This window comes from Clostridioides sp. ES-S-0108-01 (assembly GCF_020662285.1).
Classification (GTDB): domain Bacteria; phylum Bacillota; class Clostridia; order Peptostreptococcales; family Peptostreptococcaceae; genus Clostridioides.
This window is the reverse complement of the sequence record NZ_JADGMN010000008.1, coordinates 64,904-90,384: the sequence shown is the minus strand read 5'-3', so window position 1 is coordinate 90,384 and position 25,481 is coordinate 64,904. Positions and strand designations below refer to the sequence as shown.

General features: G+C 28.7%; 23 protein-coding genes and 1 other annotated feature. Of the genes, 20 read left to right on the top strand and 3 right to left on the bottom strand.

Going from position 1 to position 25,481, the window contains the following annotated elements:
- The first annotated feature begins 167 nt into the window (after positions 1–167).
- From IR152_RS09625 to IR152_RS09545, 17 genes are all read left to right on the top strand, one after another.
- Complete coding sequence (locus tag IR152_RS09625; protein ID WP_227451637.1) at positions 168–512, top strand: YraN family protein; 345 nt, start codon at positions 168–170, stop codon at positions 510–512.
- Between the two features lie 30 nt (positions 513–542).
- The gene (locus IR152_RS09620) at positions 543–2,147 is read left to right on the top strand and encodes a YifB family Mg chelatase-like AAA ATPase (protein ID WP_227451635.1); all 1,605 of its coding nucleotides are present in this window, start codon (positions 543–545) and stop codon (positions 2,145–2,147) included.
- A gap of 18 nt (positions 2,148–2,165) precedes the next feature.
- Complete coding sequence (gene dprA, locus IR152_RS09615) at positions 2,166–3,266, top strand: DNA-processing protein DprA (RefSeq protein ID WP_227451634.1); 1,101 nt, start codon at positions 2,166–2,168, stop codon at positions 3,264–3,266.
- A 32-nt stretch (positions 3,267–3,298) separates the two neighbouring features.
- On the top strand, positions 3,299–5,386 hold the full coding sequence (gene topA / locus IR152_RS09610; RefSeq protein ID WP_227451633.1) for a type I DNA topoisomerase: 2,088 nt from the start codon (positions 3,299–3,301) through the stop codon (positions 5,384–5,386).
- A 164-nt stretch (positions 5,387–5,550) separates the two neighbouring features.
- Entirely contained in the window at positions 5,551–6,336 is a 786-nt protein-coding gene (codY, locus tag IR152_RS09605; protein WP_227451632.1) for a GTP-sensing pleiotropic transcriptional regulator CodY, read from the top strand.
- Between the two features lie 115 nt (positions 6,337–6,451).
- Positions 6,452–7,717, top strand: a complete 1,266-nt coding sequence (locus tag IR152_RS09600) for a replication-associated recombination protein A (protein WP_227451631.1) — start codon at positions 6,452–6,454, stop codon at positions 7,715–7,717.
- Between the two features lie 30 nt (positions 7,718–7,747).
- The gene (locus IR152_RS09595; protein WP_227451629.1) at positions 7,748–8,518 is read left to right on the top strand and encodes a GNAT family N-acetyltransferase; all 771 of its coding nucleotides are present in this window, start codon (positions 7,748–7,750) and stop codon (positions 8,516–8,518) included.
- Positions 8,519–8,627: 109 nt separating this feature from the next.
- Positions 8,628–9,074, top strand: a complete 447-nt coding sequence (locus IR152_RS09590; RefSeq protein WP_227451628.1) for an RrF2 family transcriptional regulator — start codon at positions 8,628–8,630, stop codon at positions 9,072–9,074.
- Positions 9,075–9,091: 17 nt separating this feature from the next.
- Positions 9,092–10,285 (top strand): cysteine desulfurase NifS, encoded by a 1,194-nt coding sequence (gene nifS, locus IR152_RS09585; RefSeq protein ID WP_227451627.1) that lies wholly within the window; start codon positions 9,092–9,094, stop codon positions 10,283–10,285.
- 52 nt (positions 10,286–10,337) lie between these two features.
- Entirely contained in the window at positions 10,338–10,778 is a 441-nt protein-coding gene (gene nifU, locus IR152_RS09580; RefSeq protein WP_003438275.1) for a Fe-S cluster assembly scaffold protein NifU, read from the top strand.
- Positions 10,779–11,062: 284 nt separating this feature from the next.
- Positions 11,063–12,142 (top strand): tRNA 2-thiouridine(34) synthase MnmA, encoded by a 1,080-nt coding sequence (gene mnmA / locus IR152_RS09575; protein ID WP_227451626.1) that lies wholly within the window; start codon positions 11,063–11,065, stop codon positions 12,140–12,142.
- Between the two features lie 142 nt (positions 12,143–12,284).
- Positions 12,285–12,523 (top strand) — a binding site (T-box leader).
- Positions 12,524–12,590: 67 nt separating this feature from the next.
- Positions 12,591–15,230 carry an alanine--tRNA ligase gene (gene alaS / locus IR152_RS09570; protein WP_227451624.1) on the top strand — a complete coding sequence of 880 codons (2,640 nt, stop codon included), beginning with the start codon at positions 12,591–12,593 and terminating at the stop codon, positions 15,228–15,230.
- A gap of 24 nt (positions 15,231–15,254) precedes the next feature.
- Entirely contained in the window at positions 15,255–15,512 is a 258-nt protein-coding gene (locus IR152_RS09565) for an IreB family regulatory phosphoprotein (protein WP_003419418.1), read from the top strand.
- Positions 15,513–15,521: 9 nt separating this feature from the next.
- A complete protein-coding gene (locus IR152_RS09560; RefSeq protein ID WP_227451622.1) occupies positions 15,522–17,693 on the top strand; it encodes a hypothetical protein in 2,172 nt (723 codons plus the stop codon).
- Between the two features lie 147 nt (positions 17,694–17,840).
- Positions 17,841–18,266, top strand: coding sequence for a Holliday junction resolvase RuvX (ruvX, locus tag IR152_RS09555; protein ID WP_227451621.1), 426 nt, complete (start codon positions 17,841–17,843; stop codon positions 18,264–18,266).
- Positions 18,267–18,343: 77 nt separating this feature from the next.
- Positions 18,344–18,631, top strand: coding sequence for a DUF1292 domain-containing protein (locus tag IR152_RS09550; protein WP_009889069.1), 288 nt, complete (start codon positions 18,344–18,346; stop codon positions 18,629–18,631).
- Positions 18,632–18,914: 283 nt separating this feature from the next.
- Complete coding sequence (locus IR152_RS09545; RefSeq protein ID WP_003419428.1) at positions 18,915–19,373, top strand: Fur family transcriptional regulator; 459 nt, start codon at positions 18,915–18,917, stop codon at positions 19,371–19,373.
- 116 nt (positions 19,374–19,489) lie between these two features.
- On the opposite strand, the gene IR152_RS09540 is transcribed toward IR152_RS09545, so the two are convergent.
- Positions 19,490–20,227 (bottom strand): metal-dependent hydrolase, encoded by a 738-nt coding sequence (locus tag IR152_RS09540; RefSeq protein ID WP_227451615.1) that lies wholly within the window; start codon positions 20,225–20,227, stop codon positions 19,490–19,492.
- A 216-nt stretch (positions 20,228–20,443) separates the two neighbouring features.
- On the opposite strand from IR152_RS09540, the gene IR152_RS09535 reads away from it, so the two are divergent.
- The 3 genes from IR152_RS09535 (at position 20,444) to IR152_RS09525 (ending at position 23,744) form a co-directional block, all read left to right on the top strand.
- Positions 20,444–22,120, top strand: coding sequence for a ribonuclease J (locus IR152_RS09535; RefSeq protein ID WP_227451696.1), 1,677 nt, complete (start codon positions 20,444–20,446; stop codon positions 22,118–22,120).
- Between the two features lie 206 nt (positions 22,121–22,326).
- Positions 22,327–22,527, top strand: a complete 201-nt coding sequence (locus tag IR152_RS09530; protein ID WP_021384062.1) for a CD1290 family small acid-soluble spore protein — start codon at positions 22,327–22,329, stop codon at positions 22,525–22,527.
- Positions 22,528–22,580: 53 nt separating this feature from the next.
- Positions 22,581–23,744, top strand: coding sequence for a D-alanyl-D-alanine carboxypeptidase family protein (locus IR152_RS09525; RefSeq protein WP_227451613.1), 1,164 nt, complete (start codon positions 22,581–22,583; stop codon positions 23,742–23,744).
- A gap of 182 nt (positions 23,745–23,926) precedes the next feature.
- On the opposite strand, the gene IR152_RS09520 is transcribed toward IR152_RS09525, so the two are convergent.
- Together IR152_RS09520 and IR152_RS09515 are read right to left on the bottom strand one after the other, a co-directional pair.
- Complete coding sequence (locus tag IR152_RS09520) at positions 23,927–24,349, bottom strand: DUF2000 domain-containing protein (protein WP_227451612.1); 423 nt, start codon at positions 24,347–24,349, stop codon at positions 23,927–23,929.
- Positions 24,350–24,369: 20 nt separating this feature from the next.
- Entirely contained in the window at positions 24,370–25,206 is an 837-nt protein-coding gene (locus IR152_RS09515; protein ID WP_227451611.1) for an AraC family ligand binding domain-containing protein, read from the bottom strand.
- Positions 25,207–25,481 lie beyond the last annotated feature (275 nt).

Here is a 25,481-nt window from a genome sequence, read left to right as displayed (position 1 = left end):
AAAAATAAACTTTCCTCATGAAAACTAGCATAATATCATAAAAGAATAAAGTCAATAGAAGTATTTATTAATATTAATGGAAATAAAATCAATTTCAAAAAAATGAATAGTTAAATTGTATACTGACGATAATTTAAAAGTAAAAATTTAATATATTGGAGTAGATAATGAATAATAAAGAAAAAGGTGATTTTGGAGAAGAAATAGCAGTTAATTATCTGCTATCAAAAGGTGCAAAGATACTAGAAAAAAATTATAGATTAAAGATAGGGGAGGTAGATATAATAGCAAATATAGGAGATGAAGTTATATTTGTGGAGGTGAAATCAAGGTCTAACATAAAGTATGGATACCCTTGCGAATCTGTAGGTTTTAAAAAAAGAAAAAAGATAATTGATGTCGCAAAATACTATATTATAAAAAATAACTTAAATAATACTCCTATAAGATTTGATATTATAGAGGTATATTTATTAGAAAAAAGAATAAATCACATAATGAATGCTTTTTAAAAAAGATAAAGTTTTTGGAAAGGATTAAATATGTTAAGTATTATTAATTCAAGCAACTTAGTGGGAATAGACAGCTTTTTGATAAAGGTTGAAGTAGATATAAGCAATGGAATACCTAGTTTTAATATTGTTGGTCTTCCAAGCAAAGAAATTAAAGAAGCAAGAGAGAGAGTAAAGTCAGCAATTCTTAATAGTGGATATAAATTTCCAAGCACTAGAATAGTTGTAAATTTATCGCCAGCAGATATAAAAAAAGAGGGAGCTTTTTTAGACTTATCTATAAGTATAGGTCTTTTAAGAGAGTTAATAAAAAAGGATGAAAATTACATAAGAGAAAGTATGTTTATAGGAGAGTTGTCATTAGATGGAAAAATAAGAAAAGTAAGAGGGATATTGCCTATAATTATGGGTGCAAAAACCCAAAATATAAAACGTATTTTTATACCAATTGAGAATATAAAAGAAAGTCTATTTGTAGATGAAATTGATATAATTCCTATTAAAAGTTTAAAAGAATGTGTAGATTTTTTAAATGAAGAAATAAAAGTCGATAAAGTAAGGATAATGTCTTTTTTGAATGATAAGTCAAAAAAAGATAATGAAGAACTAGAAAAAGATGATAATTATATAGATTATAAATATACTAAGATTAATAATATAGAAAAAAGTAAATATGATGAAGATTTTAAGGATGTAAAAGGAAATTACTTCGTAAAGAGAAGTGCAGAAATTGCGGCAGCTGGAAATCATAATATGTTTATGATTGGACCTCCAGGCTCAGGAAAAACTATGATTGCAAAAAGAGTAAGGACAATTTTACCAGATATAAGTATAGAAGAAATGATAGAAGTAAGTAAAGTTTATAGTGTATTGGGTATGATAAATGAGACTAAAGGAATAATTGATAAGAGACCTTTTAGAGCACCTCATCATACAACTACAAAGCAATCCTTAATTGGAGGAGGAATGGATGCAAGACCTGGAGAAGTTGCTTTAGCACATAGAGGTATCTTGTTTTTAGATGAAATAGCTGAGTTTGATAGAAAAATACTTGAGACTTTAAGACAACCTATAGAAGATGGATATATAAATATATCTAGAGTAAAATACAATGCAAAATATCCTTGTAGAGTATTGTTAATTGCAGCTATGAATCCATGTCCATGTGGTTATTATATGTCAGAGACAGAGTGCAGATGTAGAAGTAATGAAATTGATAGATACATAAATAAAATATCAGGTCCACTGTTAGATAGGTTTGATATTTTTGTAGAAGTTAATTCTATAAAATATTCAGATTTTAATTCTTCAAAACAAGAAGAAAGCTCTCAAAAAATAAAGAGAAGAGTAGAAAATGCTAGAAAAATACAGATAGATAGATTTAAGAAAGATAATATAAAAAATAATAGTGAAATTAAAGCTTACAATTTATTAAAATATTGTAAATTAGAAAAAGAAGCTTCAAAAACGGCTGAGATAATATTTAATAAATACAACCTGAGCAGTAGAAGTTATACAAAACTTTTAAAAATGGCAAGAACAATAGCTGATTTAGAGGATATGGAATTGATAAATTCACAGTGTATTATAGAAGCTTTTTCATTTAGAAAGGCTTATTATAGTTATTTTAAATAAGGTTTTGAGGTGGATTTTATGGAAAAGAGAGATACTTATTTATGGTTGAAATCAATTAGTGGAATAACAACAAAAACAATTGAAATAATAGAAAATGAAATAGTAAATATTGAAGATATATTTGATTTTTCTGAAAAAGAAATATATAATTTAAAAAATATAAGCTTGAATATTAGAAAAAATATAGTAAAATATAGAGGTCACGCTTATTTAGAAAGTATAAAAGAACTACTTTACAAAAAAACAATTAAATATATTTGTCAATATGATAAAGAATATCCTGAAACTTTAAAGAATATATACAACGCTCCAAAGTTATTATTTTATAAAGGTGACATAGGTTTAGTTAATAATAATTTTAATATAGCTATAGTAGGTTCAAGAAAACCTACAGCCTATGGAATTAATTGTGCAAAAACAATAAGTTGTCAACTATCCCAGTGTGGAGTTAATATAGTAAGTGGATTAGCTATAGGAATAGATGCATACTCGCACATAGGTTGTATGAGTGGAAAATCTAAAACTATAGCAGTGCTTGGTTCAGGAGTAGACAATCCTCTTCCAAAACAAAATTTACATTTATCAAATAAAATATTAGAAAATGGGGGATTATTATTATCAGAGTATAATATTAACTCGACAGTAGCCCCATACCATTTTTCTAATAGAAATAGGATTATCAGTGGATTAAGTGACGGAGTAGTTGTTGTAGAGGCAGCAATAAAAAGTGGTGCATTAATCACAGTAGATTTTGCTCTTGAACATGGGAAAAATGTTTTTGCAATACCTGGTAATATAAATTCTCAAATGAGTAGAGGTTGTCATAAAATTATAAAAGAAGGTGCAAAATTAATTGAAAATATAGATGATATTTTAAATGAATATAACATATTTAATATTATTAATAAAAAAATAAATCAAAAATATGATAATATAAGTTTAAATGCCAAGTCTAAGCAAATAATTGAAGCTATAAAAAGAGAAGGAAACTTGCATATAGATAGTATTTGTGATTATACTGGTATAGAAATAAAGTATGTAAATTCAATAATCAATGAATTAGTACTAAATGAGTTAGTAGTAGAAATGAATAATAAAACGTACAGTTTAAATGTATAAATTAAGATTAGGTAGTGGGGGTGTATGGTTTTATGGCCAAAACATTAGTCATCGTAGAATCGCCTGCAAAAGCTAAAACTATAGAAAAATTTTTAGGGAAAAGTCATTACACAGTTAAAGCATCAGTTGGTCATGTCAGAGATTTACCTAAAAGTAAATTAGGTGTAGATATAGAAAATAATTTTGAACCTCAATATATAAATATAAGAGGAAAAGGCGATGTAATAAAGGAATTAAAAAAAGAAGCTAAAAAATCTAAACAAGTGTATCTAGCAACTGACCCTGATAGAGAGGGTGAAGCTATATCATGGCATTTAGCTCATATACTAAATCTAGATGAATCTGAAGATTGTAGAATAGAGTTTAATGAGATAACTAAGGATGCAATCAAAAAAGCAATTAAACATCCTAGAAATATTGATACAAATTTGGTTGATGCACAACAGGCAAGAAGAGTGCTAGACAGACTTTTAGGTTATCAAATAAGCCCTATATTATGGCAAAAGCTTAGAAAAGGCCTTAGTGCAGGTAGAGTGCAATCTGTTACAACAAAATTAATTTGCGATAGAGAAAAAGAAATAAAAGCATTTATTCCAAAAGAATATTGGACAATAGATGTTGAAGCAAAGACAGCAAAAGATAAAGATATAACTTTGAAATTTTATGGTAAAAATGATGAAAAGATTGAATTAGAAAATGAAGAAGCTGTAAATGAAATACTGAGAGAAATGGAAGGTAAAGATTTAAAAGTTGAGAAGATAGAATCTAAATCAAGACGTAAATCAGCTCCAAAACCATTTACAACAAGTATGCTTCAACAAGAAGGAGCAAATAAACTATTTTTTACGACTAAAAAAACAATGATGATAGCACAAGAATTATATGAAGGTATCGATATAGAAGGTGAAGGTACTGTTGGTCTTATATCATATATAAGAACTGACTCTAAAAGAATATCTGATGAGGCAAAAGAAAAAGCTAAGGGTTATATAGTAAGTAATCTAGGAGAAAACTACTATAAAAACGCTGGTGATAAAAAAGAAAAAAAGGATGCTAAAAAGGTTCAAGATGCCCATGAGGCAATAAGACCAACTTCTGTTGATAGAACTCCTGATAGTATAAAAGCTTCCCTTAGCAAAGACCAGTACAAGTTATACAATTTAATTTGGAGAAGATTTGTAGCTAGTCAAATGGAGGATTCAGTATTTGACATATTAAATGTAGAATGTAAAATAGGAGATATCGTATTTAAAGCAACTGGTTCAAAAATGAAATTTGATGGTTATACAAAAGTATATAATTTTTCAGAAAGAGAAGACAAAATTTTACCAAGTATAGAAAAAGGGGATATATTAAATATAGAAAATATATTACCAGACCAACATTTTACACAACCACCAGCAAGATATACAGAGGCTAGTTTAGTAAAAACACTGGAGGAACTAGGTATAGGTAGACCAAGTACGTATGCTCCAACAATAGCTACTATATTGAATAGAGAATATGTTGAAAAGCAAGGAACAAGTCTATGTCCAACAGAACTTGGAATAATAGTTACTGATATTTTGGAAAATAATTTTCATAAATTTATAGATGTAGATTTTACTGCTGATATGGAAAGTAAACTTGATGTTATAGAAGAAGGAAATACAGATTGGAAAAAGATTGTATCTGAATCATATGCACCGCTTAAAGAAGCTATTGAAGAAGCACTTGAAAATATAGAAAAAGTAAATATGGATGAAGAAACTGATGAAATCTGTGAGAACTGTGGTTCTAATATGGTTATAAAATATGGTAGATTTGGAAAGTTTATGGCTTGTAAAAACTATCCTGATTGTAAAACAACTAGACCAATTATGAATAAAATTGGTGTTAAATGTCCAAAATGTGAAGAAGGAGATATTATACTTAGAAAATCTAAAAGAGGTAAAGCTTTTTATGGATGTTCTAATTATCCAAACTGCGACTTTGTAGCTTGGAATAAACCGACAGGAGAGTTTTGTGAGAAGTGTGGTTCATATATGGTTGAAAAAGTGACTAAATCCGAAACAAAAACAGTGTGTTCTAATAAAGAATGTAATAAAGAGTCAAAAGAGCATAATGACGGAAAAGAGTGAAAATTGAAAAAAATCACATAATTCTCTTGAAAAAGGTTCCAATCTATGATAATCTTTCAAGTGTAAACAACTAATAGAAAAATAAATTTTCATTAAAAGTGAGAATAATATTAGAAAATATAAAAGGTTATTAAAAGGCCTAAATTTCATGAGGAGATGATTAAATGGCAAGTGAAGTGTTACAAAAAACAAGGAAAATAAATAAAACATTACAAACAAGTGGTGGAAGCAGTGTCTCTTTTGATTTACTGGCCGGAGCATTGGGAGATGTTTTAAGTTCTAATGTTTATGTAGTAAGTGCAAAAGGTAAGGTACTAGGTCTTCATTTAAATGATGCTCAAGACAGTTCAGTTATAGAAGATGAGTATACTAAACAAAAGAAATTTTCAGATGAATATACTCAAAATGTGTTAAAAATCAATGAAACATTAGAAAATTTAAATGGTGAGAAGATATTAGAAATCTTTCCTGAAGAGCATGGAAGATTACAAAAATATACTACAGTAGTTCCAATATTAGGAAGTGGTCAAAGACTAGGAACATTAGTACTTTCAAGATATTCAAATTCATTTAATGATGATGATTTAGTAATAGCTGAATATAGTGCAACTGTTGTTGGTCTTGAAATATTAAGGGCAATAGGTGAAGAACTAGAAGAAGAAATGAGAAAGAAAGCTGTAGTTCAAATGGCAATAGGCACTCTGTCCTACTCTGAACTTGAAGCAGTAGAACATATTTTTGCTGAATTAGATGGCAAAGAAGGTCTGCTTGTAGCAAGTAAGATAGCTGATAGAGTTGGTATAACTAGGTCAGTAATAGTAAATGCACTTAGAAAATTTGAGAGTGCAGGTGTGATAGAATCAAGATCATTAGGTATGAAAGGTACTCATATAAGAATACTTAATGACAAGCTTACAGATGAATTAAAAAAATTAAAAAACAATCAATAATCTATATTTTATAGGTTTAGATTAGAAAAGGTATCTATTTGAAATAGATACCTTTTTTAGACGAATTATTGAGATAATGATAGAGTAAGTATTTTTATTAAAAAGGAGTGGGAAGATGCCTTTAGCAGATAAAATAAGACCAAAAACAATGAATGACGTAATAGGTCAAAGTCATATAATAGGTAATGGAAAAATATTGTCTAAGATATTACAATCTAATTTTTTACCAAATATGATATTTTTTGGTCCTCCTGGTGTTGGGAAAACTACAGTAGCGGAAATAATAGCAGAAAGAAGCAATAAAAGTTTCTATAAAATAAATGCTACTAATTCATCTTTAGAAGATATAAAAAAGGTGATATCAGAACTTGGAAGTATAAATAACATAAATGGAGTCTTATTATATATAGATGAAATACAAAGTTTTAATAAAAAACAGCAACAATCAATATTAGAATTTATGGAAAATGGGAGTATAACCTTGATTGCTAGTACTACAGAAAATCCATATCATTATGTATATAAAGCTCTTTTAAGTAGGTCTACTGTATTTGAATTTAAACCTTTAGAAAAAATTGATATAGAAAAAGGACTAAAAAGAGCTGTTGAGGTACTAAATGAAGATAGCTATATGGATATTGAGTGTAATAAGGATGCTATTGAAGATATAGCTATTCTTTCTGATGGAGATATGAGAAGAGCTTTAAATATTTTGGAAATGGTAGTTTACTCAACTAAACCTAATAAAAATAATATAACTTATATAGATTCAGATGTAATAAAGGCATCTACATTTAATAAGATTATAAACTATGACAAAAATGGTGATAGTCACTATGATATTTTAAGTGCATTTCAAAAATCTATAAGAGGAAGTGACCCACAGGCATCTATACACTATCTAGCAAGACTTATAAAAGGTGGGGATTTAATAAGTATCTGTAGAAGACTTTTGGTAATAGCTAGTGAAGATATAGGTCTCGCTTATCCAAATGCTATTGTGATTGTAAAGGCATGTGTAGATTCAGCTATGCAACTTGGATTTCCAGAAGCAAAAATACCACTAGCAGAAGCTACTATTCTTTTAGCTACATCTCCAAAATCTAATTCTGCATGTACAGCAATAATGAAAGCTATGGATGAACTGGATAAAGAGTTTGTTAAGGACATACCAAATAGCATAAAAGATGCTCACTATTCTGGTTCTAAAGAGATAGGTAGAGGTTGTGGATACAAATATCCTCATAATTTTAAAAATCATTATGTAAAGCAACAGTATTTACCAGATAGCATAAAAGATAGTATTTATTACATACCACAAGAAAATAAAACTGAGAGAAATATAAAAAAATATTTAGAATATCTAGATGGCGATTTTTAAACTGAACTTTATGTATTGGGGGTAGATATTATGATTATAAAACTTAACTCAACTTATCATAGTAGAGTTATGCAATACTTAAAAAAAGAACCTGAGTACAATTTGTTTATAATAGGGGATATTGAAAGATATGGATATGGAAATAATTTTTTAAATATATGGGCAGATGTAGATGAACGAGGTGAAATAAATGCGATATTACTTAAATATTTTGAATTTATGATGTTTTATTCTGATGGAGAGTATGATGTTGAAGGCTTTTATAATATACTTTGTAATACTAACTATGAAGAAATATCTGGGAAAATATGTGCTGTAGATGCCTTAGCAAAGAGATTAGGGCTTAATAATTTAAAGATAGTTGATTTTTGCAAACTTCAAACTAGAAAGTTTTTAATAGATAATAATTGTAATGTAAAGATTAAGAGAATTAGGCTTGGAAATCTAAAAAAAACAGTAAGGCTTTATGATTTGATAGATGAGTTTCACAGTACAACTTTAGATAATTTAAAAAATGGATTAAGAACAGGGAGAGGATATTGTGTAGAGATTAATAAGCAAGTAGTGTCAATGGCAAAGAGTACTTCAGAAAATAGGACTCATGCAATGATAATTGGAGTAGGCACACATCCTAAATATAGAGCTAGAGGACTTGCCACAAAGTGCTTAATTAAGCTATGTTCAGAACTGTTAAGAGAGAACAAAATACCTTGCTTGTTTTATGATAATGAAGGGGCTGGAAAGATATATAAAAAACTAGGATTTGAAAATATTGGAAAATGGGGAATTTATTCAAAATAAAAAAATTAAAATTAATCTTGACAAAATTAGTAGGATATAATAAAATTATCTTGAAAGTAATTCCTACTAAAACAGTATGAATTAGATTTCTATATAGAGGTGATAATATATGAAGTTGTCTACTAAAGGTAGATATGGATTAAAAGCAATGTTTGAATTAGCATTAAATCAGGATAATGGACCGGTATCATTAAAATTTATTGCTAAGAAGCAAAAAATATCAGATCAGTACTTAGAACAAATATTTTCATCTTTAAGAAAATCGGGTCTAGTAAAAAGTGTAAGAGGCGCTCAAGGAGGGTATTTGCTCTCAAAAAATGCTGAAGACATAACAGTAGGAGATATACTTGTAGTATTAGAAGGACCAGTTGCATTATCTGATTGTGTACTAGATGAAGATGTATGTGAAAACTCAAACATGTGTGTAACAAAAATAGTTTGGGAAAAGATGAAAAAGGGTATAGAAGATGTTATAGATTCAATTACTCTTAGAGATATGATAAATGACTATAACAAAAATAAATTAGAAAATGATATAACAAATATTAAAAAATAGATTTGGAGATGAATGTAATGGAAAAAAGAAGATTGTATATGGATTATTCTGCAACAACACCTATTAAAAAAGAAGTATTGGATGCAATGATGCCATACCTAACAGATTATTTTGGTAATGCATCTAGTTTTCACACATTCGGAAGAGAAGCAAAAGAGGCTTTGGATAAAGCAAGGGAACAAGTAGCAGCCCTTATAAATGCTGAACCTAGTGAAATATATTTTACAGCAGGTGGTTCAGAAAGTGATAACTGGACACTAGAGGGTGTAGCTTATGCTAATAAAAACAAAGGTAATCATATAATAACTTCAAAAATAGAGCATCATGCAATACTTCATACATGTGAATACTTAGCAAAACATCATGGATTTGAAATAACTTATTTAGATGTTGATAGTGAAGGAAAAGTAGATTTAAAACAACTAGAAGATTCAATAAAAGATACGACTATACTTATAAGTATAATGTTTGCAAATAATGAAATAGGAACTATACAGCCTATTAAAGAAATATCTGAAATAGCTAAAAAACATAAGATATTATTCCATACTGATGCAGTACAAGCTACAGGTAATATTCCAGTAGATGTTAAAGAATTAGGAATAGACCTAATGAGTATGTCTTCACATAAAATATATGGACCAAAAGGTGTAGGAGCTTTATACATAAGAAAAGGTGTAAGACTTCATAACTTTGTCCATGGTGGAGCACAAGAAAAAAGTAAGAGAGCTGGTACAGAAAATATACCTGCAATAGTTGGATATGGAAAAGCAGCAGAATTAGCTAAGGCAAATATGCAAAATCATGTAGAAACTTTAACTCGTCTTAGAAATAAGTTAATAGATGGTGTGTTAGAAAGAATACCTTATACAAGAATAAATGGTAGTTTAGAAAATAGATTGCCAGGAAACGCAAACTTTGCATTCCAATTTATAGAAGGTGAAGGAATACTTTTATTATTAGATATGTTAGGAATTGCTGGTTCAAGTGGTTCTGCATGTACTTCTGGTTCATTAGACCCTTCACATGTACTTCTTGCAATAGGTCTACCACATGAAATAGCACATGGTTCATTAAGACTTACAGTTGGAGATTTTACAACAGATGATGATATAGATTATATACTAGAGAACTTACCAAAAGTTATAGAAAGACTTAGAAGCATGTCACCACTTTATGATGATGCGAAGAAACAAGGCTTAATAAAATAGACAGAAAGATAAAGCATAAAAATAGACATAAATTGAGTAGGAGGAAAAAATAATGCAATATAGTGATAAAGTTATGGAACATTTTATGAATCCAAGAAATATGGGAGAAATTGATAATGCAAGTGGTGTAGGTGAAGTTGGAAACCCTACATGTGGAGATATAATGAAGATATTTTTAGACATAGATGGAGATGTAATAAAGGATGTTAAGTTTAAAACATTTGGCTGTGGTTCAGCTATAGCAAGTTCTTCTATGGCAACTGAAATGATAAAAGGAAAAACTATAAAAGATGCATTAGAACTTACAAATAAAGCTGTTGCGGAAGCTTTAGATGGTTTACCACCAGTAAAGATGCATTGTTCAGTTTTAGCTGAGCAAGCTGTAAAAGCAGCACTTATAGATTATGCTCAAAAAAATAATATCCATATACCAGAATTGGATGGATATGTTATAGATGATGCTCATGACCATGATGTTGAAGAAGAAGAATAAAAATAAATGATTGTGTTATGAGAAAGTTTAAAATGATTAAAAAGAAGTATTAATGAGATATAAAAAATAGCTGTTTGCAAAATAGCTATTTTTTATTGCTTAAATTAATAGTTTTAACTTGTTTTAGAAGTCAATTAATTAGCAAAATATATATTTATAATATTTGGATAATGAAAACAATTATTTTTTTTAGAAAATAGAGCAAGCTATATTTTAAATAAATACAATGCTTGCTCTATATGATATAATAGTAAGTAATGCAAAAGATGAGGTGAAATTTGTTTATGAATAAAAAAGTAATGATAGGTATGAGTGGAGGAGTTGATAGCTCTGTAGCTGCGTATCTTTTAAAACAACAAGGATATGATGTCATTGGTGTTACCATGAAATTGTGGCAAGATGATGACGATGTTGAAAATGAAGGTGGTTGCTGTTCTTTATCTGCTGTTGAAGATGCTAGAAGGGTAGCAAATAAAATAGGTATACCATTTTATGTTCTGAATTTTAGAGAAGTATTTAAAGAGAAAGTAATAGATTATTTTATAGATGAATATTTGGAAGGAAAAACTCCTAATCCTTGTATAGCTTGTAATAAACATATAAAATTTGATGATTTTTATAAGAAAGCTAGACAAATAGGTTGTGATTACGTAGCTACAGGTCACTATGCAAAGATAGAAAAGGATGAAAGTACAGGGAGATATTTGCTAAAAAAATCTGTTACAGATAAAAAAGACCAAACTTATGCACTTTATAATCTTACACAAGAACAACTAGAGCATACTTTATTGCCCATAGGTGATTATGAAAAAGATAGAGTAAGAGAAATTGCTAAGGAAATTGGTATGGCAGTACACAATAAGCCTGATAGTCAAGAAATTTGTTTTGTTAAAGATAATGATTATGCAAATTATGTAAAAAAACATTCTAAAAAACGTATTGAAGAAGGTTTTTTTGTAGATACTAAAGGCAATATACTTGGAAAGCACAAGGGTATACTATATTATACTATAGGTCAAAGAAAAGGGCTTGGAATTACTTTTGGTAAACCAATGTTTGTAATAGATATAAATCCAATAAACAATACTATAGTTCTTGGAGATAATGAAGATTTATTTAAAAAGGAACTTATTGCAAAAAATGTTAACTTTATATCAATAGATAAATTAGAAGAACCATTAAGAGTTCAAGCAAAAATAAGATATTCAGCAAAGCCATCACCAGCTACTATCCATAAAATAGGAGAAGATACTATTAAAATAGTTTTTGATGAACCTCAAAGGGCTATTACTAAAGGTCAGTCTGTAGTAATGTATGATGGAGATATTGTAGTAGGTGGAGGAATAATCGAGAAAAGTTTATAAAAATATCTAAAAAATTAAAAAAATAAACAATAAAGTATATTAAGAAAGAATAAAGTTTATAAAATAAATTTATTGTATATGAAAATATAGTATTGATTAATTTTGTAAAATTTAGTAATATAATTAGTATATTAATTAGAAAGCAAATACAGTGATAAGGAATAGTAAAATATTTGATGTCTTACAGAGAGAGGGAAATGCTGGAATCCCTTAGAATATAATATTTGAAGCAGCCTTTTAGTAGCAATCTTGAACAATTTTTCTTTTATAAATAAGATTTAAGTAGAGATTGACGGTAGTTACGTTATAGCTAAGGTTTTCCGAAGATATCATAATTTATATGATAATTAGGGTGGTACCGCGATTGTCCTCGCCCCTATAAATTTATTTATAGGGACGAGGTTTTTTATTTAAACGAAAAAATAAAATTTATTAGGAGGAACATGATATGGAAAAGATGGGATTAAACGAAATAAGAAGTAAGTTTTTAGAATTTTTTGAGTCAAAAGGTCACTATGTAGCAAATAGTTATTCTTTAGTACCAAATAATGATAAGAGTTTATTGCTTATAAACTCAGGTATGGCACCTTTAAAAAACTATTTTTCAGGTGTAGAAGTACCTCCAAGTGTAAGAATATGTACATCTCAAAAATGTATAAGAACAGGAGATATAGAAAACGTAGGTATAACTGCAAGACATGCTACATTCTTTGAAATGATGGGTAACTTCTCATTTGGTGATTACTTTAAAAGAGAATCAATCAAATGGGGATGGGAATTTGTTACAGAATGGCTAAATATACCAGAAGATAAGATATGGGTAACTGTATATGAAGAAGATGATGATTCTTATGATATATGGGTAAAAGAAATGAATTTCCCAGAAGAAAGAATGGTTAGACTAGGTAAGGATGATAACTTCTGGGAGATAGGTACAGGTCCTTGTGGTCCTTGTTCAGAAATTTATTTTGATAGAGGAGAAGAATACGGATGTGACAATCCAGACTGTAAACCAGGCTGTGAATGTGATAGGTATTTGGAATTCTGGAACCATGTATTTACTCAGTTTGATAGAGATGAAGAAGGAAATTATAATCTATTAGAAAATAAGAATATAGATACAGGTATGGGTCTTGAAAGAATGGGATGCATCATGCAAGGTGTTGATACTATCTTTGAAGTAGATACAATTAAATCTATATTAGAAGCAGTTGAGAAGTTAACAGGAGTAAAATATGGAGAGAATCCCAAAAATGATATATCAATAAGAATAATAACTGACCATATAAGAGCTGTAACATTCTTAGTTAGTGATGGAGTGCTTCCGTCAAATGAAGGAAGAGGATATGTCCTTAGAAGACTTCTTAGACGTGCTGCTCGTCATGGTAAGTTATTAGGAGTAAAAGAATTATTTTTACAGAAACTAATAGATGAAGTTATAAAAGTAAATGATAAAGCATATCCAATTTTAGTTGAAAAAGAAAGCTATATTAAAAAAGTAGTTGGAATAGAAGAAGAAAAATTCAATGAAACTATAGACCAAGGGACAGAAATATTGAACTCTTATATAGAAGTATTAAAAAATGAAGGAAAGACTGTCCTAAGTGGTCAAGAAGCCTTTAAACTATATGATACTTATGGCTTCCCTATAGACTTAACTAAGGAAATATTAGAAGAAGAACATCTATCTGTAGATGAAGAAGCTTTTAATGAAGAAATGGAAAAACAAAAAGAAAGAGCTAGAAATGCTAGAGGAAATATGGATGGAGAAAGCTGGAAAGAAGACCCTCTATCAAAATTAGAATTTACGGTTGACAGTATATTTAATGGATATATTGAAATTTATGGTGAAGGAACTATTGAAGCCATAGTCAAAGATGATGAGTTAGTTCAAAGTGCAAAAGAAGGAGATAAGGTATCTATAGTACTGGATAATACTACTTTTTATCCTGAAGGTGGAGGACAAGTTGGAGATTGTGGATTAATAACTAATGAAAACTTAGTTTTAGAAGTACTAAATACTAAGAAAGGTGCTAATAATAGTATAAAGCATATAGGTATAATAAAATCAGGAGCAATAAGCAATGGAGATAAAGTAAAGACACTAGTAGATGGAGAAACTAGAATGGCAGCTGCAAGAAATCACAGTGCCACACATTTACTTCATAAGGCATTAAAGGAAGTATTAGGAGACCATGTTAATCAAGCTGGTTCTTTAGTTACTCCAGAAAGACTTAGATTTGATATTACTCACTTTGAAGCTATATCAAATGAAGAGTTAAAAGTAATAGAAGAAAAAGTAAATAATGTTATTTTATCATCTTTAGACATAAAATGTGATATTATGAATATAAAGGAAGCTAAAGAAAAAGGAGCTACAGCACTATTTGGTGAAAAATATGGTGATGAGGTAAGAGTAGTTTCTATGGGAAATTATTCTACAGAACTTTGTGGAGGAACTCACTTGACAAATACTTCTCAAATAGGAATGTTCAAAATATTATCTGAAGGTGGAGTAGCAGCAGGTGTAAGAAGAATAGAGGCAATAACAGGAAAAGCTGTTTATGAATACCTAAAAGAAAGAGATGGAATTATCTCTGAAGTTTGTGTAAACTTAAAATCTAAAGAAGACAATTTAATTCAAAGAATAAGCTCTTTATTAGAAGAGAATAAAAATTTATCTAAAGAATTACATGATATGAAAGCTAAGATGAGTTTACAATCAGCTGATTCTATTTTTGATTCTAAAGTTGAAGTAAATGGAGTTAATTTGATAACTAATAAATTTGAAGGTATGGATATGGATACACTAAGAGAAACAGCAGACAATCTAAGAGATAAGCTTGGTTCTGGTGTAGTGGTACTTGCAAATGTAGTAGATAATAAAGTTAACTTTGTAGTTACTGCCACTAAAGATGTATTAGAGAAGGGAATACATTCAGGCAATATTGTTAGAGAAGTTGCAAAAATAGCTGGTGGAAAAGGTGGAGGAAGACCCAATATGGCACAAGCAGGAGCTAGTGATGTGTCTAAGGTTGACGAAGCTTTAAGCTATGCAAGTGAGGTTATTAAGACACAAGTTAAATAACATTCACTCAAGGAGGTTTTTAATTTGGAAAAAGATTTAGACTACACTATGAAATTTGAAGGAATACCAGAAGATAGAATGAGTGTAGGAGATACTATTGATTTTGTATATAAAGCACTAGTTGAAAAAGGATATAACCCTATAAATCAAATTATAGGGTATCTCCTTTCAGGTGATTCTAGCTATATAACTAGTCATAAAAATGCAAGAGCTATAATTAAAAAATTTGAAAGAGATGAGATACTTGAAGAAGTTATCACGCACTATCTGAATAGAAAGTAGGTCAAATAAATGAGAAAAAAGATTATGTCATTGTTTGCAGTAGTCATTATGATTTTTGTATCAACTGCTAGCTATGGTTTTGCCGAAGAAAAAGGCAAGGTCATATTTATTGATATGAATAGGACCAATCTTGGAAGTATGATGAATATTCCAATCTTAAAAAATGAGATAGAAAAGAGAGGCTATGTAGCTCTCATGAATATAAGAGGGGATCAAGGTACTGATGATAGAAGGTCTTATGCAAGTATGGGGGCAGGAACAAGAGCTAATGTAACTACTGAAGACTATATCAATTTTCAAAAAGTAGACCAAGATACTGCTAGAGCTTTTGAAGTCGCAACGGGTCAAAAAGCCAAAGAAATAAATGATTTAAGCATTAATAGATCGATAAATGAAAATCTTGATTATGGAGAGTATGGAGCAAATTTAGGGTCATTAGGAAAAACTTTATCAGAAAATGGTTTAAAGACATCTGTAATTGGAAACGCTGATATAGTTGAAAATAATAAATTAGTCAAAAATAGAAACTTATGTTTAGTTGCTATGGACCAATATGGAAGGATTGATTCAGGTAATATTGATAATATTAATAAGAAAGATTCTAAAATGCCATTTGGAATATCTACAGACTATGATAAGTTATTAGATGAAACTAAAAAATCTTATAAAAATAGTGATGCTATATTTGTAGAACTTGGAGATACATATAGATTAGATATGTATAGATTGAATCTAAATGATAATACTTATGCTACAATGAAAAAAAACATTGTAAAAAATATAAATAAATATCTTGAACAAGTGTTTTCTATGGTTGGAGAAAATGACACTGTTTATATAGCAAGTGCATTTCCAAGTGACTTAGATTATAAAAATAAGAGAAGACTTTCTCCAATAATAAAATTTAGTGGGGAAGGAAAAGGTGTATTGGAATCTGCTACAACAAGAAAGGATGGGATTGTCGCAAACCTAGATGTTGGAGTGGATATATTAAGTACATTTGGTCTTGAAAATAAAGAGATGGTAGGTAGAAGCTATACCTTAGTAAATAAAGATGATAATGTTAGTTATCTAAAAACACTTTATGAAAGGGCAGTATCTATATCTTCAATAAGGTCAAGTATTATAAATGGTTTTGTAGGCGTGATATCTGCTTCTTGGGTAATTGCAATGTTTGCAATTTTCTTTAGAAATTATATGCCACATAAAGAGCGTGTATTCAAAGTACTTAAGGAGTTTATAAAATTAGGTATAATAATGCCACTATCATTTATGTTAGCTCCTTTGATGAATTTTAAAACTCCAATTTCAATATCTTTGGGAATATTTGCGACTACATTAATATTATACTTATTAGGTAGAAAATTATTTAAGGATAATGATATAAAGCACATGGGATTTTTTGCAACACTTACTATTTTAGTAATAGTTATAGACGCTGTATTTGGGACATACTTAATGCAAAATAACATAATGAGTTATGATGCTGTCATTGGAGCTAGATACTATGGTGTAGGAAATGAATATGAGGGTGTAACTATAGCAAGTGCAGTCTTTGGTTTAGCAGTATTATTACATTATAAGAAAATCTCTAAATTGTATGTTGTGACTTTTTCTTTAACAATACTTATAACTAGTGCATATCCTTCGATGGGTGCAAATGTTGGTGGAGCTATATCAGAGTGTGTAGCATATTTGTTGTTTATAATGCTTATATATGACATTAAATTAGATTTTAAGAAAGTTATATTATTGGCTATTTCAGCTGTAGTTGTCGTTTGTGTATTTGCAGCTTTAGATATAGTTTCAGGTAGTGAATCTCATTTAGGTATGTTTGTACAGCGAATTTTCTTAAATGGTTCAGGAGAGATATTACAAACATTTGGAAGAAAAATTCAAATGAATATGCAACTAGCACAGACAAGTGTGTGGGTAAATATTTTACTTGTAGGAATTGGAGTAATTGCAATACTTATATTTAAACCATCTAGACACTTTAGGAAGATAATGAACAACTTCCCAATCTTATTTAAAGGGTTTATTGCATCTATGGTTGGTTGTATAATTACTCTTTTAGTTAATGACTCTGGAATAGTTGCTGCATCTACAGCATCTATATATATACTTATACCACTCATAATAATAAGTATAAATATGATAATATTTGAAAAAAATAACTAAAAAATTTTTTACTGTTCATATACGATTTAAATAAAAAATGCAATATGATTATTAATGTAAACTGGACGCTTACATAAAAAATCATATTGCAATTTTTATGATTGATAATATGTATTTAATCTGTAGAATATAAATAAAGGAGGAACTATGTTAGACGGAAGAATAATGGGTCTTGATGTTGGTGATAAAACTATTGGAGTTGCTGTCAGTGATTTGATGGGATTAACTGCACAAGGTGTAAAAACAATAAAAAGAGTTGGTAAGAAAAAAGATATTGAAGAAATAAAAGCAATAATAAAAGAAAAGCAAGTAAATAAAATTGTATCAGGATTACCAAAAAATATGAATGGAACTTTAGGTCCACAGGGAGAAAAAGTAATCAAGTTTTGTGAGTTAGTAAAAGAAGAAACAGGTCTTGATGTAGAATTTTGGGATGAGAGACTTTCTACAGTAGCAGCAGAGAGGTCTTTATTAGAGGCAGATGTTAGTAGACAAAAAAGAAAAAAAGTTATAGATATGTTGGCTGCAGTAATAATTTTGCAAGGGTATTTAGATTTTAAAATAAATTCATAAAAGAACTATAAAATTGAATACTTATGATATATAATATAAATAATAAAAATAAAAATAAATTTGAGGTGATTGACATTATGGAAGAAAATATAATAAATTTAATAGACGAAAATGGCGTTGAAAGCCAATTTGAAATAATATTAACATTAGAAGCAGAAGGAAAAGAATATGCAATATTAATGCCTTTAGATGATGAAGAAGCTGAAGAAGCTTTAATCTTTAGAATCGATGAGGATGAAGAAGGTGAAATCTTAATACCTTTAGAAAGTGATGAAGAGTATGAAACTGTTGTAGCTGTGTATACTGCTATAATGGAAGAAGAAGGTTTAAATTACGACGAAGATGAATCAAATGGACTTAACTAGATAAAGGATTAAGTTTGTATATAAAAAATCAGGTATTTATTATATTTGCTTTAATTAAGTTTTATTAATTGTAAAAGCATTTGTAGTATATATCTGTTTTTTTTGTTTTAATATAAAAATATCAAAAAATTTATGAATTTTGGTGAATAATATATCTTTTATGGGTATATATTTATATTATGAGAATAACTTAAATTTTTTCAAATGTCTTGACAAAAAATGAATTATCAATTAAAATATTACTTAATAAAGATTATCAATTGAAAATAGTAAGGGTGATGTTATGGCAAACACAATGGATTTACTAAAAGACAAGTTAAAAGAAACTGGTTTTAAGATTACGCCACAAAGAAGAGCAATAGTTGAAATATTGCTTAAACATGACCATTCACATCTAAGTAGTGAGGAAATCTATGATTTAGTTAGGGTTGACTGTCCTGAAATAGGATTAGCTACTGTATATAGAACAATGCAGTTGTTGGATGAAATAGGATTAATATCAAAACTAAACTTAGACGATGGATGTATAAGATATGAGATTAGTCTGCACAAAGAAGACTGTCATAATCATCATCATCTTATTTGTAAAAATTGTGGAAAGATAATGGAAGCTAAAGAAGACCTTTTAGACAATATAGAAAAAGAGATACAATCATTGTACAAATTTAAAATACTTGATCATGATGTTAAATTTTATGGACTATGTGACGAGTGTAATGGAGTAAGCGACTCAGAAGAATAAACTTCTATTGCTTAATGTCGATGGAAGAATAGTATAGAACTTTTATATTCTATGCTATTCTTCCATTTTTTATTATAAATCATCTATAAAGTATAAATATACAGTTTTCAAAGTGTTTATAGTTTTAATATTGAAAATATAATTAATCCTATAAGTACAAAAATGAATGATTTTTCTATGAAATTACTAAATGGTCCACCAACCGTTAAAAATCCTAACGAAATTTTCTTTTCGCTTAGCGGATAAAAAATTGGTATTCCTTGTTTTGTAAATAAATCTCCTAAAAACATATGGCTTGCATAACCAAGTGTACCATAAAAAGATAAATTATTAATATTAGTGATTAATTCTATCTGTTTTAGTAAAAAATATATTATTATAGTTGCAAATATGCTATGAGAAAAACTTCTGTGCTTTAACCAGGGAAAAATTGACAACATTAGACAAAAAATTGTAAAATATATTTCAACTTCTATGATGTATAAGCATATAGCTAATAGTATAAATATTAATGATAGAAAAACTTTTCTCAAAAATGTATGGGTTAGTTTCGCCTCAATGATTATGATTGCAATAAATGTAATTATTGCACTTAAATAAAAATTATCATTTATATTTATTGAAATAAAGAAAATAATAATATTAACAGCATATATAAAAATTCTATATATGTATTTGGATATATTGTTTTTTAGAATGAAATTTGAGACCATAGAGTTAGATTTATCCAAATCGGGCAGTACAGCAAAAGTAGCTGAAACTAAAATGTCAACTAAAGATATAGGAATTTTAAATATTAAAGATGTCTGGATGGCTGTTAAGATTCCTATTGCACAATGAGTTTTACCACGCATAAATCCTCCTAAAATATCCGATATTAAATCATATAATATTTAGAGGATATCAAAATAAAATAGGTTTGTCAAAATAATACGTTAAATGTATTTTAAATATAGCTTAAAATATGATACGAATTATGGTACAATAAGAATAACTGGTAGCGAGTGCGTGATTTGATATTATTTATGATTGTAGAACGTGTTAAAAAATTAAATAGACAGAAGGAGATGATGCAATTGTTCAAAAAGAACACCAACAAGATAAAGGTAATGGCCTTGGGTGGACTTAACGAAGTTGGAAAAAATATGACTGTTGTTGAGTATAAAGATGAAATAATTGTTATAGATGCTGGACTTAGTTTTCCAGAAGATGAAATGTTAGGAGTAGATATAGTTATACCAGATATAACTTATTTAGTCAAAAACAGGGATAAAATAAAGGGTATATTTATTACACATGGACATGAAGACCATATAGGAGCTCTTCCATATATATTAAAGAAAATAAATGTACCTGTATATGGAGCAAGACTTAGTATAGGTCTTATACAAGTAAAACTTAAAGAACATAAGATGAATAATGTTAAGTTAAATATTATAGCTCCTAGACAGGTTATAAAGCTTGATAACATGGAAGTAGAGTTTTTGAAAAATAACCATAGTATACCAGATGCTTACTCTATTGCAGTACACACAGACCAAGGGATAATATACCATACAGGAGATTTTAAGATTGATTTGACTCCTATTGACGGGGATGTTATGGATATGCATAGAATCTGTGAGTTAAGCAAAAAAGGAGTTCTTTTAATGTTGGCTGATAGTACTAATGCAGAAAAACCAGGATTTACTATGTCTGAAAAGACTGTTGGAGTAGGTCTTGACGAATTATTTGCAAAAGGAAATGGCAGAAGAATTATAGTTGCTACTTTTGCATCCAACATACACAGATTACAACAAATAATAAATACTGCTGAGAAGTTTAATAGAAAAGTTGCTATATCAGGTCGCTCAATGGTCAATGTAGTTGGAGTTGCAAAAGAATTAGGATATTTAGATATTTCTGATGATATGCTTATAGATTTAAATGATATATACAAATATGAAGAAAGTGAATTAGTTATAATAACAACTGGTTCACAAGGTGAACCTATGTCAGCTCTTGCTAGAATGGCTTTTTCAGAGCATAAAAAAGTAGAAATAAAGAGTGGCGATTTAGTTATAATATCTGCTCATCCAATACCAGGAAATGAAAAATTAATATCAAAAGTAATCAATTTCTTATTTGAAAAAGGAGCAGAAGTAGTGTACAGTGATATAGCTGATATACACGTTTCTGGACATGCCTGTCAAGAAGAATTAAAACTTATACATGCATTAGTTAGACCAAAGTTTTTTATGCCAGCTCATGGTGAATATAGAATGTTAAAAAGACATGCTGAAATAGCTGAACAGCTTGGTATGGACAAAGACAATATTTTTGTCATGCAAACAGGAGATGTTTTAGAATTAGATAAAAACTCTGCTAAAGTAGCAAATCGTATACAAACAGGAAACATATTAGTTGATGGACTAGGAGTAGGCGATGTAGGTAACATAGTTTTAAGAGATAGAAAGCATTTATCAGAAGATGGTCTTATGATAGTTGTAGTAACTATTTCTAAGGATGAGGGTAAAGTTCTAGCAGGTCCAGATATAATTTCTAGAGGATTCGTATATGTAAGAGAGTCAGAAGACTTAATGGATGGAGCAAAGGATATAATTAAGAATGTTCTAAATGAATGTGAAGAGAAAAATATTAAAGAGTGGGCTTATTTAAAGAATAATATTAAAGAAAACCTAAAAGAATATTTATATCAAAAAACTAAACGAAATCCAATGATACTTCCTATAATAATGGAAGTATAATATAAAAAACTATAAATTTGAAAATTAGACCTCTTGTAATTTTTAAAATAATATCAAAAAGCCAACTGATATTATCTTAAGAATTACAAGGGGTCTTTTAAATTTTTGATATTAAAAAATATGATTATTACATAAAATACCAATTATAACAATCTTTTATTAGTAAAAACTACTTATATATAAATTTTACTGATAGGAGGATTCTTATGGATAATATTTCAAGACAAAATGCTATAAAAGCTTTAAAACAAACAAAGATGGAAATAGCAGGAGAATATGGAATGAATTATGAAGATGCCTTTGAAATAATAGAAAACGCATCTAATAAAGGTGTTTTAGAAGGTTACTTTAAAAAGCTTGAGAAGAAAAAAAATTTAGGTCAAGGTATATCTAGGCATTTAGAATAAAAAAAGTTAAATGTGAGAAAATAAGTTTAAATAAACTTTAAGAGGTGACATCGATGAAAAAATTAGCTAGTACTGCTTTGGCTATATTACTTGCATTTACTCCTTTGAGTTTTTCTTTTGCAAATAATAAGGAAAATGCTGATGCCAATCAACTAAATATATCTTCAAAATCAGCAATTTTGATGGATGTTGGTAGTGGACAAATTTTATATGAAAAGGATGCTCATAAAAAGCTTCCTCCTGCAAGTGTAACAAAGGTAATGACAATGTTACTTATCGTAGAAGCTTTGGATTCAGGTAAGATTAAGCTTGATGATGAAGTTCAAGTAAGTGAAACTGCATCTAGTATGGGTGGTAGTCAAATATTCTTAGAGCCAGGAGAAACTCAAAAGGTTGATACATTATTAAAAGGTATAGCCGTTGCTTCAGCAAATGATGCTTGTGTTGCTATGGCTGAACATTTAGCTGGAAGTGTTGAAGGATTTGTTGATAGAATGAATGCTAAGGCAAAAGAGTTAAATATGAATGATACTCATTTTGCAAATACAAATGGACTTCCAGTTGCAAATCACTATACATCTGCTCATGATATAGCTTTAATGTCTAGAGAACTGTTAAAACATGAAATGATAAGTAAATACTTAACTACATGGATGGATAAGGTTGTAGTAGGGAAGAAACAAGTTACAGTAGGTCTTGCAAATACTAATAAGCTTATAAAACACTATCAAGGAGCAACTGGTGTTAAAACTGGGTTTACTCAAGAAGCAAAATACTGTTTATCAGCATCTGCAAAGAGAGGCAATACTCATCTAGTTGCAGCAACTTTGGGAGCAGAGACTTCTCCAGAAAGATTTAACGATGCATCTAGTCTTTTAAACTATGGATTTGCTAATTATGAAAGTGTTAAGTTATGTAGTAAAGGAGATAATATAGCAACACTTACATTGGATAAGGCTGATGAAAACAAAGTTAAATTGGTTGCTAAAGAAGATTTGAATGCTCTTATTAAAAAAGGAAGCTCTAAAGAATTTGAGAAGAAAATTGAAATAGTAAAAAATCCTAAAATGCCAATTAAAAAGGGAACTGTTTTAGGAAAGATAAAGATATGTAAAGATAAAAAAGTAATAGGCGAAGTGGAATTGATAAATACTAAAGATATAAATAAGGCAAGTTATTTACAGATGCTTCAAAGAATAATTGATAACATGATATAAATAATTATCAAATGAGATATAGTTATAACGCACATAAAAAATACCCTTATGTAATTATTTGCCATAGGGGTATTTTTATTTATCATTATAGAAGTATTTTATGATTTTTATAGACATATAGAAAAGTGCATGTAACTTATAATATCATTTGGTTTAATATTATGTATATGATTGTTTAACACTTATCGAAGTAAAGGCATACTACCAGTAAGTTTATTTACTTTCTTTTTATTTCCATAGATTGCTATACCAAAATATTGTAATTCATCTTCTGGTACACTAGCAATTTTTTGTACAAATTCATCATAAACATTACAACTTTGTGCTACATCTGAAAAATCTACAACAGTTAAATCGTCAAATTCAAGAGTATATAATTTTTTACGTAAATCTTTTATTATTTCTTTGTTTCCTTTCAAAATAGGTACAGGGATGTCAATAATTCCTAAGTGACTATTACCTGTTTTGTCAACTACATCTGGTCCAATAGTTTCTGGAGCATGTTTTCCTAGTGTAATTCCCATTATAGCTGCTGTATTTGATATAATTCCCATTGGTAAATTTTCGTCTATTACCATAACACATTTTGAATTTTTAGTTTCCATTTTTATTTCTCCTTTTTACCTTATTTAAAGTTATTTGAATCATCATTTATAAATATATTTTGATACTGCTTTGGTGTAAGTCCAATAAAATTCTTAAAAAAATTTGTAAAGTGACTTTGGTCTACAAAGCCTGTCTGTATAGCAGCATCTATAGGTGCTACACCTTTTTCTAAAAGCTTTTTAGCTTTGTTTACTCGTATATTTTCTAAGTATCTATATGGTGTAATACCTTTTAATTTTGTAAAATTACGAAGTAGAGAGTACTTATTCATTTCTGCTATAGTGCTTAATTCATCAAGTACTATATGTTCAGCATAATTATTTTCTAGATAATCACATACCGCTTGAATTTCTATATTTGTTTTTTCCAAGTCAAACTTCAAATTTGGCTCGGTATGTTCTTCAATTAATTGTTCAATTAGGAAGAAAAAAAGTTCTTCTTTTTTAAACTCTAATTCTTCTTCCATGATTATATGATGTAATTCTTGTAATAGAGGTACTAGTTCACTGCGAAATATCACAGGTTGATTAAATTTTGGTAAATAATTTTCTCCTGTAATTTCAAAGACAGTTTTTTTCATTATTTCTGGTTTAATATTGATACATCTGTAATCAAGTACTTTATTATCTATCTGTTCACAAGTATGGCTATCAAAAGGGTTGAAAAGTAATAAGTCACCAGTGCTTGTGGTATACTCTTTGTTTTTACAAGATAAATATCTTTGACCATTTTCTATAAAACCAATTACATAATGTTCATGAAAATGGTTTGGGAATTTTTGCATTATACCTTTAAATCTATATGCTTCAATTTTTAATTCTCTATCAAAGCATACTGTGCGCTCTTCTTGTTTCACTCAATTAACCTCCTTTCATGTTATATAAAGTGTAACACATATTTTTTTGTACTTCTTGTATGATATTGACTAAAGGACAATAATGTCAATTCCTGTCAATATAATATTATACTTACAGTAGGTATAATTATTATATTTTCACAATGAATATGATATAATAATAAAAGTTATAAAATAAAAAGTGAATTTTAATTTTATGCCTATAGGTTAAAATTATTATAATATAAAATAATTTTGATTATAAGTTATTTAATTGTTATAATAGTATTAAAAAT